This is a genomic window from Streptomyces sp. NPDC046939, assembly GCF_040644575.1.
Taxonomy (GTDB): domain Bacteria; phylum Actinomycetota; class Actinomycetes; order Streptomycetales; family Streptomycetaceae; genus Streptomyces.
Map to the genome: position 1 here is coordinate 98908 of NZ_JBEYWV010000002.1, position 14673 is coordinate 113580.

Annotated in this window: 15 protein-coding genes; 5 read left to right on the forward strand and 10 right to left on the reverse strand. The window is 72.1% G+C overall.

Annotation, left to right across the window (positions count from 1 at the left end; all coding sequences use genetic code 11):
• The first annotated feature begins 19 nt into the window (after positions 1-19).
• From ABZ877_RS02730 to ABZ877_RS02745, 4 genes are all read left to right on the forward strand, one after another.
• Positions 20-946: an ATP-binding cassette domain-containing protein gene (locus tag ABZ877_RS02730; protein ID WP_361063180.1), complete on the forward strand. Its 927-nt coding sequence runs from the start codon at positions 20-22 to the stop codon at positions 944-946.
• A 69-nt stretch (positions 947-1015) separates the two neighbouring features.
• Positions 1016-1750, forward strand: a complete 735-nt coding sequence (locus tag ABZ877_RS02735; protein WP_361063856.1) for an ABC transporter permease — start codon at positions 1016-1018, stop codon at positions 1748-1750.
• Positions 1751-1831: 81 nt separating this feature from the next.
• Complete coding sequence (locus tag ABZ877_RS02740) at positions 1832-2251, forward strand: hypothetical protein (RefSeq protein ID WP_361063183.1); 420 nt, start codon at positions 1832-1834, stop codon at positions 2249-2251.
• 141 nt (positions 2252-2392) lie between these two features.
• A complete protein-coding gene (locus ABZ877_RS02745) occupies positions 2393-3196 on the forward strand; it encodes an SAM-dependent methyltransferase (RefSeq protein WP_361063186.1) in 804 nt (267 codons plus the stop codon).
• 9 nt (positions 3197-3205) lie between these two features.
• Here the strand turns inward: ABZ877_RS02745 and mug are convergent, their stop codons facing one another.
• The 3 genes from mug to ABZ877_RS02760 all read right to left on the reverse strand — a co-directional run bounded on the left by mug (position 3206) and on the right by ABZ877_RS02760 (position 6113).
• On the reverse strand, positions 3206-3757 hold the full coding sequence (gene mug, locus ABZ877_RS02750; protein WP_361063859.1) for a G/U mismatch-specific DNA glycosylase: 552 nt from the start codon (positions 3755-3757) through the stop codon (positions 3206-3208).
• Positions 3754-5202, reverse strand: coding sequence for an adenylosuccinate lyase (purB, locus tag ABZ877_RS02755; RefSeq protein ID WP_361063189.1), 1449 nt, complete (start codon positions 5200-5202; stop codon positions 3754-3756). The genes mug and purB overlap by 4 nt, the downstream gene beginning before the upstream one ends.
• Positions 5203-5336: 134 nt before the next feature.
• Positions 5337-6113 (reverse strand): SGNH/GDSL hydrolase family protein, encoded by a 777-nt coding sequence (locus ABZ877_RS02760; protein ID WP_361063192.1) that lies wholly within the window; start codon positions 6111-6113, stop codon positions 5337-5339.
• Between the two features lie 170 nt (positions 6114-6283).
• Here ABZ877_RS02760 and ABZ877_RS02765 point away from each other — a divergent pair, with 170 nt between their 5' ends.
• The gene (locus ABZ877_RS02765; RefSeq protein ID WP_361063196.1) at positions 6284-6535 is read left to right on the forward strand and encodes a holin; all 252 of its coding nucleotides are present in this window, start codon (positions 6284-6286) and stop codon (positions 6533-6535) included.
• 18 nt (positions 6536-6553) lie between these two features.
• On the opposite strand, the gene ABZ877_RS02770 is transcribed toward ABZ877_RS02765, so the two are convergent.
• The 7 genes from ABZ877_RS02770 to bioD all read right to left on the reverse strand — a co-directional run bounded on the left by ABZ877_RS02770 (position 6554) and on the right by bioD (position 14669).
• Positions 6554-7567, reverse strand: coding sequence for a hemolysin family protein (locus ABZ877_RS02770; RefSeq protein WP_361063199.1), 1014 nt, complete (start codon positions 7565-7567; stop codon positions 6554-6556).
• Entirely contained in the window at positions 7564-8898 is a 1335-nt protein-coding gene (locus ABZ877_RS02775; protein WP_361063201.1) for a hemolysin family protein, read from the reverse strand. Before ABZ877_RS02775 ends, ABZ877_RS02770 begins: the two co-directional genes overlap by 4 nt.
• A 185-nt stretch (positions 8899-9083) precedes the next feature.
• A complete protein-coding gene (locus ABZ877_RS02780) occupies positions 9084-9608 on the reverse strand; it encodes a GNAT family N-acetyltransferase (RefSeq protein WP_361063204.1) in 525 nt (174 codons plus the stop codon).
• Positions 9609-9688: 80 nt separating this feature from the next.
• Positions 9689-12253, reverse strand: coding sequence for an ABC transporter permease (locus ABZ877_RS02785; RefSeq protein ID WP_361063206.1), 2565 nt, complete (start codon positions 12251-12253; stop codon positions 9689-9691).
• 2 nt (positions 12254-12255) lie between these two features.
• Positions 12256-13050 (reverse strand): ABC transporter ATP-binding protein, encoded by a 795-nt coding sequence (locus tag ABZ877_RS02790; protein ID WP_361063210.1) that lies wholly within the window; start codon positions 13048-13050, stop codon positions 12256-12258.
• Between the two features lie 67 nt (positions 13051-13117).
• Complete coding sequence (locus ABZ877_RS02795; protein WP_361063213.1) at positions 13118-13804, reverse strand: class I SAM-dependent methyltransferase; 687 nt, start codon at positions 13802-13804, stop codon at positions 13118-13120.
• A gap of 139 nt (positions 13805-13943) precedes the next feature.
• Positions 13944-14669: a dethiobiotin synthase gene (gene bioD, locus ABZ877_RS02800; RefSeq protein WP_361063216.1), complete on the reverse strand. Its 726-nt coding sequence runs from the start codon at positions 14667-14669 to the stop codon at positions 13944-13946.
• Positions 14670-14673 lie beyond the last annotated feature (4 nt).

Below are 14673 nucleotides of genomic sequence, written 5' to 3' on the forward strand. Positions count from 1 at the left end.
GACCGGCCAGGCTGCTGCCATGACCAGCATCGACGTCCAGGACCTCACCAAGGAGTACGGTGCCACGCGCGCCGTGGACGGCCTGTCCTTCCGGGTCGGGCCCGGCCGCGTCACCGGATTCCTCGGACCGAACGGCGCGGGCAAGTCCACCACCCTGCGCCTCGCCCTCGGCCTCGCCCGCCCCACCTCCGGGCGCGTCCTCATCGGGGGCCGCCCGTACACCTCGTACGCCGAACCGCTGCGCATGGTGGGCGCGTTGCTCGATCCGCAGGCCGCCCACGGCGCCCGCACCGCGCGCGACCACCTCCGCGTGCTCGCCGCCGCCCACCGCATCCCCGTACGCCGCGTCGACGACGTGCTCGAACAGGTCGGCATCGCGGCGGTCGCCGGGCGCCGTGTGAAGACGTACTCGCTCGGGATGCGGCAGCGGCTCGGCATCGCGGCGGCGCTGCTCGGCGACCCGGAGGTGGTGCTGCTCGACGAGCCGTCCAACGGGCTCGACCCCGAGGGCATCGTCTGGATCCGCACGTTGATGCGCGACCTCGCGCGCGCGGGACGCACCGTGCTCGTCTCCAGCCACCTCATGAACGAGACCGCCACCTTCGCCGACCACCTCGTCGTCCTGGGCCGGGGGCGGCTGCTCGCCGACGCGTCGATGCGGGACTTCATCGCCGCGCACGGCACTCAACGCGTGCGCGTGCGCACCAGCGAGCCGGACCGGCTGCGCGCGGTCCTCGCGCGCGCGGGGCACACACTGACGCCCGGCGACGACGGCCGCTGCACGGTCACCGGGGCGACCGCCGCCGACGTGGGCGCCCTCGCGGCGGCCGAGCGCCTTCCCGTACTGGAACTGGCCGACGAAACCGCGTCCTTGGAGGACGCCTATCTCGCGCTGACGGCCACGGACACCGAATTCGCCGCCGCCACCCCCGTTCAGGAGGTCTGACCAGCCATGTCCTCGACGACTCCCACGTTCCCCACGTCCCCGACGTTCCCGACGTCCCCGATGACCTCCATGTCCGTGAGCGCTGTCGTGCGCTCCGAGTGGCTCAAGATCCGGACCCTGCGGGGGGTCCTCGGCTCGCTCCTCGCCGTCTTCGCCGTCACCGTCGCCATCACGGTCCTCGTGTCCGCGACCGTCGGCCGCGCCGAGGCCGAACCCGGTGACGACCTGCTCTTCGGCGCGTTCTACGCCCTCAACTTCGGCCAGATCGCCGCCCTCGCCTTCGGCGCCACGGCGGTCTCCAGCGAGTACCTCGACGGGGCGTTGCGGGTGTCCCTCGCGGCGGTGCCGGACCGGACGCTGTTTTACGGGGCGAAGTCGGCGGTGATCGGCTGCTGCGGGCTGATCGTCGGCACGGCGACGACCTTCGGCGCGTTCCTCGCCGGGCAGGCGTTCATGGGGCCCGAAGCGGTGCACCTCGGCGACCCCGGCGCGCTGCGGGCCTGTGTCGGCGGCGGGGTGTACCTCGCGCTGATGGCGCTGTTCGCGGCAGGGCTGACGGCCGTGCTGCGCAGCGCGGTCGCGGTGCTCAGCATTCTCATCCCGCTGCTGCTGATCGTGTCGTTCGTGGTCGGCGACGTGGCGGCGGTCGCCGCCGACTTCCTGCCGGACCGCGCCGGCCAACAGGTGCTGCGGCAGCACCCGGTGGGCTCCCTCGGCCCGTGGACGGGGCTGGCCGTCACAGCGCTGTGGGCTGCCGTGGCACAGCTCGCCGGGTGGTGGGCGGTGCGCCGCAGGGACGCCTGAGCGGCCGGTGGACCCGTTAAGACGAACGGGGTCTGACGGCCCGTCGGCCCGTTGTCAGTGGGGGCCGCTTTACTGGGAGGTATGAACATCGCGGAGCAACTCGCGACGATCGACCAGTTGTGGGCGGCCCCCTTCCCGGACGACCACGGCGGGTCCGTCACGGGCTGGGGCGGCCCCGGGTTCGTCATGGCCGGACTCACCGAGCGCGGCGGCGCGCGCGACCTCGCGGAGGCCCAGGCGGACGCCGACCGCGACGGTCTGACCGCGCTGCTCACCGGCCGTTGGGGCGAGCCGTACCGGCTGAGCCTGTGGAGCGTGCACATACGGGGGGTGGAGCAGGGGGAGGAGATACCCGAGCCCTGGGGCTGGCTCAGCGCCTGCGCCCAGGACCTGCATCTGTGGAACGTCGGCGAGCGCTGGGTGGCCCTCGCCGTCTCCCACCAGGGCGACGACCAGCCGTACCAACTCCTCGCGGTGGTCACGGACGTGGCCCCGCCGTAGTCGCGATGTACCGAACTCACGTGCCACCATGAGATCTTGAACACCTAGAACACCTTGAGGCCCTGCGGTCTTTCTGGGCCGTTTCGGACACGTGAGTCATGCCCGGCCCCCTCGGGCCGCCCGACACCCAATGGAGAGCACATGAGCGACGACGGCGCGCAGCCCGGGGACCGGATCGCCAGCCACATCGCCCACAACGCGCGCGTGTGGAACTTCTGGCTGGGCGGCAAGGACCACTACGAGGTGGACGAGCAGGTGGGGACCATGGTCACGTCCATGTACCCGAGCATCGGGGAGGTCGCCCGCGCCGACCGCGCCTTCCTGGGGCGGGCCGTCACGTTCCTCGCGGGCGAGGCGGGCATCCGGCAGTTCCTGGACATCGGGACGGGCCTGCCCACCGCGAACAACACGCACGAGGTCGCCCAGCGCATCGCCCCCGACGCCCGCGTCGTCTACGTCGACAACGACCCGATCGTGCTCACGCACGCCCGCGCCCTGCTGACCAGCTCGGACGAGGGCGCCACCAACTACGTCGACGCGGACGCGCGCGACCCGCGCGCCATCGTCAAGGCCGCGTCCGAGACGCTCGACTTCGACAAGCCCGTCGCGGTGATGCTCCTCGGCATCCTGAACTTCGTCACCGACACCGAGGAAGCCACCTCCCTCGTGCGCCAGCTCATCGACGCGGTCCCGTCCGGGAGCTACGTCGCGCTCACCCACCCCACCCTGGAGCTGGGCGGCGAGGGCAACGAGGCGGCGATGAAGTTCTGGAACGAGAACGCGACGCCCCCGATCACCGCCCGCACCGGCGCCGAGATCGCCGCCTTCGTCGACGGGCTTGAGATCCTCGAACCGGGCCTCGTCTCCTGCGCGCGCTGGCGCACCAGGGAGGACGAGGAGGGCCCGCTGGTCGCCCAGTACGGGGTCGTGGCCCGCAAGCCCTGACCGGGCCGTCTACGGGGCGGAGGACGCCGCCTCGCGCAACCGGGCGAACTCCTCCGCCATGGTCCGCGTCGTGTAATGCGCGTTCAGTCCGCTGGGGTTCGGCAGCGCCCACACCCGGGCGCCGCCGATCCTGCGCTCCTGCGGGCCGATCTTCGCCTTGGGCTCGGCAAAGGCCGACCGGTACGCGGTCACGCCGACGACCGCGAGCCAGCGGGGCCGCAGCCGGGCCACCTTCTCCTCGAGGATGCGGCCGCCCTCCCGGTACTCCTCGGGGCTCAGCTCGTCGGCGCGCGCCGTGGCCCGCGCCACGACGTTCGTGATGCCGAGCCCGTACGACAGCAACTCCTCCTGCTCGTCGGGGCGCAGGCGGCGCGGCGTGAACCCCGACAGGTGGAGCACGGGCCAGAAGCGGTTCCCGGGGCGTGCGAAGTGCTGCCCGAGCGCCGCCGACATCAGACCCGGGTTGATCCCGCAGAACAGCACGGAGAGGCCGCTCGCGGCGACGTCCGGCACCAGACGGTCGCGAGCGGCCTCGAGCTCCGCGGGGGTCGGCCGGGTCAGAGGATCGCCCCGGGCGTGTAACCGGCGGCCTCCGGGTACTGCTTGACGATCTCCTCGACACGCGCCACGACCTGCGCGACCTGGCCGGCGGCGGCGCCCGTGAACGACAGCTTGTCCGCCATCAGGGCGTCGAGCTGTGCCCGGTCCAGCGGGATGCGGGAATCGGCGGCCAGCTTGTCGAGCAGCTCGTTGCGCTCGGTGCCCTGCTCGCGCATGGCGAGGGCGGAGGCGACCGCGTTCTCCTTGATCGCCTCGTGGGCCTCCTCGCGGCCCACCCCGGCGCGCACCGACGCCATGAGCACCTTGGTGGTGGCGAGGAACGGCAGGTAGCGGTCGAGCTCACGGGCGACGACGGCGGGGAACGCGCCGAACTCGTCGAGCACCGTCAGGAACGTCTCCAGGAGCCCGTCGAGCGCGAAGAACGCGTCGGGGAGCGCGACGCGGCGCACCACGGAGCAGGAGACGTCGCCCTCGTTCCACTGGTCGCCCGCCAGCTCGCCGGTCATCGACGCGTAGCCGCGCAGGATGACCATGAGGCCGTTGACGCGCTCGCAGGAGCGGGTGTTCATCTTGTGCGGCATCGCCGACGAGCCGACCTGGCCAGGCTTGAAGCCCTCGGTGACCAGCTCGTGCCCGGCCATCAGCCGGATCGTCTTCGCGAGCGACGACGGCGCCGCGGCCAGCTGCACGAGCGCGGTGACGACCTCGTAGTCGAGCGAGCGCGGGTAGACCTGGCCGACCGAGGTGAACGCCTGCGAGAAGCCCAGGTGGGCGGCGATCCGCTGCTCCAGCTCCGCGAGCTTGTCCGTACCCTCGGCGGAGCCGCCGAGCAGGTCGAGCATGTCCTGCGCGGTGCCGACCGGGCCCTTGATGCCGCGCAGCGGGTAGCGGGCCAGCAGCTCCTCGACGCGGCCGTAGGCGACGAGGAGTTCGTCGGTGGCGGTCGCGAAGCGCTTGCCGAGGGTGGTGGCCTGCGCGGCGACATTGTGCGAGCGGCCCGCCATGACCAGCTCGCCGTACTCGCCGGCCAGCTTGGCGAGGCGGGCGAGGACGGCCACGGTGCGGTCGCGGACCAGCTCCAGGGAGAGCCGGATCTGCAACTGCTCCACGTTCTCCGTCAGGTCGCGGGAGGTCATGCCCTTGTGGACCTGCTCGTGCCCGGCGAGCGCGTTGAACTCCTCGATCCGGGCCTTCACGTCGTGCCGGGTGACCTTCTCGCGCTCGGCGATCGAGGCGAGGTCGACCTGGTCGAGCACCCGCTCGTAGTCGGCGATCGCGGCGTCCGGCACCTCGATCCCGAGGTCCTTCTGGGCCTTCAGCACGGCGAGCCAGAGCCGCCGCTCCAGCTTCACCTTCTCCTCCGGCGACCAGAGGGTGGCGAGCTCGGCGGAGGCATAGCGTCCGGCGAGAACGTTCGGGATACGGGGCTTGGCAGGCGCAGTCACGTGTACGGAGTTTACCGGCCGTCCCTACAGGCTCAGAACCGGCCGGTTCCTGGAGGAACGTCCAGAACATGGAGGAACATACAGGTCAGGCGGCCTGCACGCGTCTGTACGTACGATCCCTTCCGCGGCGGTGCCTAGTCGCGCAGCTCCCACGGCGCAAGCTCCGGTCGCTTCGGCGGGCGGCCGTCGCCGGAGGAGCGGCCCGTCAGCCTGCGGCCGATCCAGGGGACCAGGTGCTGCTTGGCGAAGCGGGCGTCGGCGACGCGCCGGGCCAGCCAGCCCGGCAGTACCGCGGCCTCCAGCGGGGTGCGCCACTCCGACTCGGGCTCGTAGCCGAGGCCCTGCCACACCGCCTCGGCGATGCGCCGGTGGCCCTCCGCCGTCGGGTGCAGCCGGTCCACGTCCCACATGCGCTGATCGGCCAGGACCGGAACCCCGTACAGGTCGATGACGAGCGCGCCGTGCTTCGCCGCCAGCTCGTCGACGCAGGCGAACAGCTCCTCCATGCGCGGGCGGAACCGTTCGAGGACGGGGCCGTTGCGTCCCGGGCTGCGCATCAGGACGAGCTGCCGGCAGGAGGGGGCGAGCTTCTCGACGGCCTCCGTGAGCAGGTCCCGTACCCGGACCATGTCGCACTTGGGCCGCAAGGTGTCGTTGAGGCCGCCGACCAGCGTCACCACGTCCGCGTTCATCGCGGCGGCCACGTCGACCTGCTCGTCGACGATCTGCTTGATGAGCTTGCCGCGCACGGCGAGGTTCGCGTACCGGAAGCCGGGCGTCCGCGCCGCCATCCGGGCGGCCAGCAGGTCCGCCCAGCCGCGGTAGGAGCCGTCCGGAAGCAGGTCCGACATGCCCTCGGTGAAGGAGTCGCCGACCGCGACAAGGCTGGTGTAGTGGGGGTTCGTCTGCATGGCGTCGGAAATCGTATCCCGGTGCTCCGGCGCCCGCGCGGGAGGTCTGGGCAGCGGCCCCCGACGGCTGTATGCCGGGAGAGCGGCGGTGTGCCGGCCGGGCGGCGATGCGCCGCGCACCCGCCCGTACGCCGCCGCGTCAGCCATGTCGTCGCACGGGGGAGCACACCATGTGGACCGCAGCCTTCTGGAAGGCCACCGCCGAACGCGCCATCCGCACCTTCGCGCAGGCGCTGGCCGCCGTCCTCGTCGCCGGGGCGACGAACCTGCTCGACGTCGACTGGCCCGCGGCGCTGGGCACCGCGGGCCTCGCCACCGTCCTCGCGATCCTCACCGCGGTCGGCACGGCGGAGGTCGGCGCGCGCGGCCCCGGGATCCTGGAGACACCCACCGAGGACGGGGCACACGCGCATCGCCGGTGAACGGCGCCGCGTCAGGGGTCACGCGGTCTGGCCGAACAGCTCCCGCAGCACGTCCTCCATGGTCACCATCCCGGCGAGCCGGCCGTCCGCGCCGAGGACCGCCGCCACGTGCGTACGGCTGCCGCGCATGGCGGTCAGCACGTCGTCCAGCGGCGTCGTCTCCCGCACGCGCGCGATGGGGCGCATGTCGGGGACCCGGAACGGCAGATCGCGCGGCATCGCGTCGAGCGCGTCCTTGACGTGCAGATAGCCGACGATGCGCCGCCCCTCGTCCACGACGGGGAACCGGGAGAAGCCCGACGTCGCCGACAGCTCCTCCAACTGCTCGGGGGTGACGCCCACGCGCGCGTAGACGACCTTCTCCAGCGGAAGGACGACGTCCTTGATGGGGCGCCGGCCCAGTTCGAGCGCGTCGTGCAGACGCTCCTGCGCACGGTCGTCGATCAGGCCCGCCTCGGAGGCGTCCTTGACCATACGGGCCAGCTCGTCGTCCGAGAACGTGGCCGTGACCTCGTCCTTCGTCTCCACGCGCAACAGCTTCAGGATCGTGTTCGCGAAGGCGTTGATGGTGAAGATGACCGGGCGCAGCGCCCGCGCAAGGGCCACGAGCGGCGGACCGAGCAGCAAGGCGGAGCGCACGGGCTCGGCAAGGGCGATGTTCTTCGGCACCATCTCGCCGAGCAGCATGTGCAGATACGTCGCCACGGTCAGCGCGATCACGAACGAGATCGGGTGGACCAGGCCGTGCGGCACACCGACCGCGTCGAACAGCGGCTCAAGGAGGTGCGCGATGGCGGGCTCGGCGACGATGCCGAGCACCAGGGTGCACAGGGTGATGCCGAGCTGGGCCGCGGCGAGCAGGGCCGACACGTGCTGCAGGCCCCACAGGACGCTGCGCGCGCGCCGGTCGCCGTTCTCCGCGTACGGTTCGATCTGGCTGCGGCGTACGGAGATCAGCGCGAACTCGGCGCCGACGAAGAAGGCGTTGACGACCAGGGTCGCCAGGCCGATCAGCAACTGGACGGCGGTCATCGGGCCTCCTCCTCGTGTGTGGTCGTGGTGAGCGGTGCGTGCAGCAGGACGCGGGCGGCGCGGTGGCCCTGCGCGTCCACGACGTCGAGCCGCCAGCCGGCGACCTCGACGCTGTCGCCGACGTCCGGGATCCGGCCCAGTTCGGCGGCGACGAGCCCGGCCAGCGTCTCGTACGGGCCGTCCGGCACCCGCAGCCCCACGCGCGCGAGCTGGTCGGTACGGGCGGCGCCGTCGGCCGAGTACAGCGTGCGGCCGTTCTCGTCGGTGCCGGCCGGGGCGATGTCAGGGGTCTCGTGCGGGTCGTGCTCGTCGCGGACCTCGCCGACGACCTCCTCGACGATGTCCTCCAGGGTCGCGACGCCCGCGGTGCCGCCGTACTCGTCGATGACGACGGCCATCGTGCGCTTGCCGGAGAGCCGGTCGAGCAGCCGGTCCACGGTCAGCGTCTCCGGGACGAGCAGCGGCTCGCGCAGCAGCTCGGTGACGCGCTTGCGGGGCCGCTGCTCGGCGGGCACGGCCAGGACGTCCTTGATGTGCGCGACACCGACGACGGAGTCGAGGTTGCCGCGGTAGACGGGGAAGCGGGACAGGCCGGTGGCCCGGGTCGCGTTCGCCACGTCCTCGCAGGTGGCCTGCGTGTCGAGGGCCATGACCTGGACGCGGGGCGTCATCACGTTCTCGGCGGTCAGGTCGGCCAGGTTGAGCGTACGGACGAACAGCTCGGCGGTGTCGGCCTCCAGGGCGCCCTCCTTGGCGGAGTGCCGGGCGAGCGCCATCAACTCCTGTGGGCCGCGCGCGGAGGCCAGCTCCTCGGTCGGCTCGATGCCGAAGCGGCGGACGAGCCGGTTCGCCGTGTTGTTCAGGTGCGTGATGAACGGGCGGAACACCGCGCTGAACCAGCGCTGCGGCGTCGCCACCCGCTTGGCCACGGCCAGCGGCGAGGAGATCGCCCAGTTCTTCGGCACCAGCTCGCCGACGACCATCAGGAAGACGGTCGACAGGGCGGTGCCGAGCACGAGCGCCACGGACGTGGACGCCGAGCGGGGGATGCCGATCGCTTCGAGCGGCCCCGCGATGAGCTTGGCGATGGACGGCTCGGCGAGCATGCCGACCACCAGGTTGGTGACGGTGATGCCGAGCTGGGCGCCGGACAGCTGGAACGTCAGGTTCCGTACGGCCTTGAGCGCGCCGGTGGCGCCTCGCTCACCCCGTTCGACGGCCATCTCGAGGTCGCCGCGCTGGACGGTGGTGAGCGAGAACTCCGCCGCGACGAAGGCGCCGCAGGCCAGCGAGAGCAGCACTGCGACGGCGAGCAGGAGCACTTCGGTCATCGGGTCACCTCCGTCCCATGATCGGCCAGGACCGGGAGTGACGCGCGCTCGCGGGGACCGCGCTGGGGATGGGACCGGGTACTAGGGGGCTCGCCCATGGGCGGACGCTCACACCTTTCGCAGAAGTCGGGGTGGAGCCTCCATAGTAAAGGATCGGCAAAGTGCGGACGTCATGTGTCCGGCTGTCACTCCCTGACCAGCGGTTTCACCCAGCGGCTCCACTGCGGCTCGGGCGCGTACCCGGCGGCTGCCCACGCCGCGTGGGCCCGCTCGTTGCGGTCGAGCACCATCGCGTCGCCGCGCCGCCCGCCCAGCGCCACGAACCGCTCCTCGGCGGCGGCGAGCAGCGCCGAGCCGATGCCCTGCCTGCGGGCGTCCGGCCGGACGGCGAGCCGGTACAGATGGCACCGCCACCCGTCGAACCCGGCGATGACCGTCCCCACCAGCTCCCCATGGGCCCCCTCGGCAAGGAGCAGCGCCTCCGGATCACGTGCGACGAGGCGCTCCACGCCCGCGCGGTCGTCGCTGATGCTCGTCCCCTCGGCGGCGGCCTTCCAGAAGGCGAGCACGGCGTCGAGATCAGCGGGAGAGGCGGTCCGGATGCGGATACGGAGGCGGGCGGGGGCGGCGTGACGGGCGTCGCCCGCGGGGGAGCCCTCATGGGCTTCGCCGGGCCCGGTCCCGCACGGGTCGTTCTCAAGATCGCTCATGGTCCGATCCCACCACCGCCCGCCCGGGGGTGCCGCCCATTTCACATGCCGGACTCCCCCTTCCCCGCAACCACGCGGAGCTATTCGTGGGCGATCGCCGCCAGTACGTTCATCCGCGACGCCCGCAACGCGGGCAGCAGCGCCGCCGCGAGCCCGACCAGGACCGAGCCGACGACCACGGCCACGATCGTCGTCCAGGGGATCGCCAGCGCCTTCATGCCTTCGAGCGCGAGCACCTGATGTGCGGCCACGCCCCACACAAGGCCCAGGGCGAGCCCGAGGATCGCGCCGAACACGGCGATCACCACCGATTCGAGCCGGATCATGCGCCGCAACTGCCGCCGCGCGAGCCCGATCGCCCGCAGCAGCCCGATCTCCCGGGTCCGCTCGACGACGGACAGGGCCAGCGTGTTGACGACGCCGAGGACCGCGATGACGATCGCCAGGCCGAGCAGCGCGTACACCAGGTAGAGCAGCACCGCGATCTGATCGTGCACGAGCTTCTTGTAGTCGGCCAGGTCGCGGACCTGCACCTGCGGATACCCGTCGAGCGTCTTCTCCAGGTTCGCGCGCAGCGTGTCCGGCGAGGTGCCGGGCGCCGCGTTCACGTACACCGCCGAGTCCTGCCCGCCGGGCACGTACCGCTCCAGCGTGGCGAGCCCCATGAAGAAGCCGCCCCGCATGCCGAAGCCACTGCCCTCCTGGTCGGTGAGGGCGCCCACGGTGAACGCGGCACGACGTCCGCCGGGCAGCTCGGCCCGCAGCACGCTGCCGACCCGCGCCCCGTGGTCGTCGGCGTACTTCTTCTGCAGCGCGAGGTGGCGCGGCGCGAGCGCCGCGGCCGTGTCTCCCCGCGCATATGTCACGTGTGCCACGTCATCGAGCCGCGGCTCATACCCAGCGGCCGTCGTCTCGACACGTGTGCCGTCCGGCATGTGCACCGCGATGGGGGTGAACCGCTGCCGTACGACGAGGCCGACGCCCTCGGTCTCCTTGACCTTCTCGGTGACCTCCTGCGGGAACGGCGTGAAGTTGGCGTTCTGCACGGTGAAGTCGGCGCCGAGCGTCTTGTCGATCTGCTCGTCGAACGACTTGCTCATCGAGGCGCTGGCCACCGACATGCCCGCGACCAGCGCGAGGCCCACCATGAGGGCGCCCGCCGTGGCCCCGGTGCGGCGCGGGTTGCGCAGCGCGTTGCGCTGGCTCATCCGGCCGACCGAGCCGAACACGGCGGGGAACGCGGCGCCGAGCACCCGGATCACGGGCCGCACGAGCAGCGGCCCGGCGACCACCGTGGCGAGCAGCGTCAGCACGATGCCGAGCGCCAGGAACGAGCCGGCCGTACCGGTGCCGGTCGCCGTCGCACAGCCGACGAGCGCGGCCGCGCCCGCCGCGCCGACCAGCAGACCGACGAGCGCGCGCACCCGCAACGGCCGCCCCACCCCGGCGATCTCGGCATCGGCGAGCGCCGCCATGGGGGAGACCCGGGACGCCCGCCGCGACGGCAGGTACGCGGCCACGAACGTGACCCCGACCCCCACCGCGAACGCGGCGACGGGTGTCCCCCACCCGACCACCATCTCCGTACCTTTGAGGTTCATCCCGAAGACGCTCATGAGCCGGATGAGCCCCGCGGCGAGCCCCACCCCGACGCCCAGACCGACCGCCGAACTGACCAGGCCGAGCAGCACCGCCTCCGTCAGGACGGAACGCCGCACCTGCCGCCGGTCCGCACCGAGCGCCCGCAGCAGCCCCAGTTCACGTGTGCGCTGAGCGATCAGCATGGAGAACGTGTTGACGATGAGGAACACACCCACGAGGACGGCGACCCCGGCGAAGGACAACATCACGTATTTGACGATGTCGAGGAAGCTCCCGAGATCCTCGGCGGACGACTTGGCGTCCTCGTCCGCCGTCTTCACCTCGTACGACGATCCGAGCCGTTGCACGACGTTGTGTTTGAGCCGTGTGTCGCTGACACCGTCCGCCGCGTCGAGCGAGATGCTCGTCGCCCGTCCGACCCCGCCGAGCAGATGGCGCTGCGCGGTGCGGGTGTTCAGGAACACGAGGGCGGCGCCGGGGTTGGTGGTGCGGAACGTCGCGATGCCGACGATCCGGACCGTGAACGAGCCGGGCCGTGCCATGACCGTGAGGGTGTCCCCGATGCGTACGTGCTTCTTGTCGGCGGTGTCCGCGTCGAGCAGCGCCTGCCCGTCGCCCCGGGGTTCGTGCCCCGATGTCAGCCGGACGGGGCTGCGGTTCGTGGGTTCCCAGTTGGTGGCGATGGTCGGGGCGCCGGTGGTCGACCCGACGGAGTCGTGGTGCCGGTCGACGACCGTGACGTTCTCGGCCTCGGCGTCGATGTGCGTGGCGGCGACCCCGTCGACGGTCCTGAGCCGGACGGCGAGGGAGGCGGGCAAAGTCCGCACCTCGCCGGAGGCGACCGCGTTGTTCAGATCGTCCTCCTTCGGGCTGACCCGCACGTCGGCCGAGGTGGAGGCGAACAATCGGTCGAAGGTACGGGCGACCGTGTCCGAGAAGATCAGGCTGCCCGCGACGAACGCCACCGACAGGATCACGGCCAGCGCCGACAGCGTCAGGCGCCCCTTGTGGGCGAGGAAGCTCCGCAGCGTCGCCTTCAGCACGGCTACTGCCCGGGGGCGTGCTGATCGGTCGCGGCGCCGCGCGCGGAAACCACGTCGAAACGCTTCATCCGCTCCAGGACGGCCTCCGGCGTCGGCTCGGGCATCGCGTCGACGAGCCGCCCGTCACCGAGGAAGAGCACCAGGTCGGCGTGGGCGGCGGCGCCCGGGTCGTGCGTCACCATGACCACGCTCTGGCCCAGGTTGTCGACCGCCTCCCGCAAAAACCCCAGCACTTCGAGGCCCGCCCGCGAGTCCAGGTTCCCCGTCGGCTCGTCGGCGAAGATCAGCTCAGGCCGTGCCGCGAGGGCCCGCGCGCACGCCACCCGCTGCTGCTGCCCGCCGGACAACTGCGCGGGCCGGTGCTTCAGCCGGTCCCGGAGACCGAGCGTGTCGATGACCTGGTCGAGCCACGCGGGGTCCGGGGACTTGCCCGCGATGTCCATCGGCAGCGTGATGTTCTCGAGCGCGTTCAAGGTAGGTATGAGGTTGAAGGACTGGAACATGAACCCGACGCGGTCCCGCCGCAGACGTGTCAGCTCCCGCTCCTTCAGACCGGTGATCTCCGTGTCGCCGAGCCACACCTGTCCCGCCGAGACGGTGTCGAGGCCGGCCAGGCAGTGCATCAGCGTGGACTTGCCCGAGCCCGAAGGCCCCATGACCGCCGTGAAACGGCCGCGCGCGATGTCCACGTCCACCGCGTCGAGCGCGAGCACCTGGGTCTCCCCGGAGCCGTACGCCTTCGTCAGACCTCTGGCCCGCGCGGCGACGACCTCCGTAACCACGTCCGCGTCCCCCACCCCAACTCCCCCAAGTTGTCGACCAGTTGTGCACCGGGTCGGGTACGACAATAGCCGTCTTCGCGCTTCACGTGTCCTTGAGCAGCGGACGCCGTGCCGTACCGAGCACGCAGTACGAGGTGGGCAGCCGCGGCCCGCGCTCGGGCATCAGCAGCGTGCGGTACGGGCCGAGCTCGAACCCCGCGTCCCGCAGGGCCGTCACCGTGTCCCGCCCCACATGGCACCCCCCGAACAACCTCGGCCACACGGTACGGTCCAGCGCCGCCTGCACACGTCGCATGGTGGGGTGCGGCGCCCGTACGTGTTCGAAGAACCGCACCTCGCCGCCCGGCCGCACCACGCGGCGCACCTCGGCGAGCGCCCGGGCCACGTCGCGCACGCTGCACAGCACGATGGAGAGCACGACCGCGTCGTACCCCTCGCTCTTCACCGGCAGCGCCTCCGCCGCCCCCGGCACGACGTCCACCGGCACGTCGGCGCGCTGGGCCGCCTCGATCGCCAACTGCCGCAGGATGCGCTCCGGTTCGATGGCGACGACCTCCGCGACGGTGCGCGGGTAGTACGAGAAGTTCAGCCCGTTGCCCGCGCCGACCTCGATGACCCGCCCGGAGAGCCCGCCGAGCAGTTCGCTCCGTACCGGCGCCATGGAGGGTTCGGCCCGTTCACTGAAGCGGGCGTAATACCGGGCGAACACGGGGTGACGCACCACATCGTGCGCCGCTTTCCTGACGCGGAACGGCTTCCGGTCCACCATGGGACGCTCCTAGGCCACGCGGACGGGTCACGCCGATTCTTCCCACCCCCACCCAAGAACGAACGAACTTTCGCCCCGACCACCGCCCCGCGCCCGGCCCGGCTTCCGCCCGGCCCCCCCCGTCACGCCACCACCCCCCTCACCCGACCCGCCGCGCGAACTCCCCCCCTTCCCACACCCCGCCCAGCTCCGGCCCCAGCCACCCAGGTGCCTGCTCCCGGAACACCGGCTCCGGCAAGGAGGCCGCGCCCTCCGGTACCGCTCCAAGGAGAGGGGCCTCCGCGACGCGGGGCAGGTCGGTGATGTTGCAGCGTTCGGCCAGACCCGGGTGGTCGGGCCAGCTGCCGATCACGACGCCCCGTTGGACGAGGCCGCGCGAGCGCAGCGCCTCCGCCGTGAGCTGGACCGAGTTCAGCGTGCCGAGGCCGGCCTGGGCGACCACCAGGACCGGGGCGTCGAGCAGCCGCGCCGCGTCCGCCAGCGTCGACCCCTCCGCGTCGAAGTGGACCAGCAGCCCGCCCGCGCCCTCGACGAGGACCAGATCGTGCGACGCGGCCAACTTCGCCACCGCTTCGGCGACTTGGCCGGGCCGTACGGGTTCTATCCCGGCCCGCGCCGCGGCCGTCCCGGGAGCGAGGGGCTCGGGAAATCGGCCCAGCTCCATCGGCGTCACCCCGGCCCCCGCCAGCCGCATCACCTCGTCGACGTCCCCGGGCTCACCCGGCGCCACACCCGTCTGCGCGGGTTTGAGCACGGCCACCGAGCGTCCGGCCCGCACCGCGACCGCGGCGAGCGCCGCCGTCGTCACCGTCTTGCCGATCTCGGTCCCGGTCCCGGTGACCACCAGCACCTGAGAAGACATCATCCAG

Coding starts and splice junctions, on each gene's coding strand:
- ABZ877_RS02730 (WP_361063180.1), top strand. CDS start 20: ATGACCAGCATCGACGTCCAGGACCTCACCAAGGAGTACGGTGCCACG.
- ABZ877_RS02735 (WP_361063856.1), top strand. CDS start 1,016: ATGTCCGTGAGCGCTGTCGTGCGCTCCGAGTGGCTCAAGATCCGGACC.
- ABZ877_RS02740 (WP_361063183.1), top strand. CDS start 1,832: ATGAACATCGCGGAGCAACTCGCGACGATCGACCAGTTGTGGGCGGCC.
- ABZ877_RS02745 (WP_361063186.1), top strand. CDS start 2,393: ATGAGCGACGACGGCGCGCAGCCCGGGGACCGGATCGCCAGCCACATC.
- ABZ877_RS02760 (WP_361063192.1), bottom strand. CDS start 6,113: ATGCAGACGAACCCCCACTACACCAGCCTTGTCGCGGTCGGCGACTCC.
- ABZ877_RS02765 (WP_361063196.1), top strand. CDS start 6,284: ATGTGGACCGCAGCCTTCTGGAAGGCCACCGCCGAACGCGCCATCCGC.
- ABZ877_RS02770 (WP_361063199.1), bottom strand. CDS start 7,567: ATGACCGCCGTCCAGTTGCTGATCGGCCTGGCGACCCTGGTCGTCAAC.
- ABZ877_RS02775 (WP_361063201.1), bottom strand. CDS start 8,898: ATGACCGAAGTGCTCCTGCTCGCCGTCGCAGTGCTGCTCTCGCTGGCC.
- ABZ877_RS02780 (WP_361063204.1), bottom strand. CDS start 9,608: ATGAGCGATCTTGAGAACGACCCGTGCGGGACCGGGCCCGGCGAAGCC.
- ABZ877_RS02795 (WP_361063213.1), bottom strand. CDS start 13,804: ATGGTGGACCGGAAGCCGTTCCGCGTCAGGAAAGCGGCGCACGATGTG.
- bioD (WP_361063216.1), bottom strand. CDS start 14,669: ATGATGTCTTCTCAGGTGCTGGTGGTCACCGGGACCGGGACCGAGATC.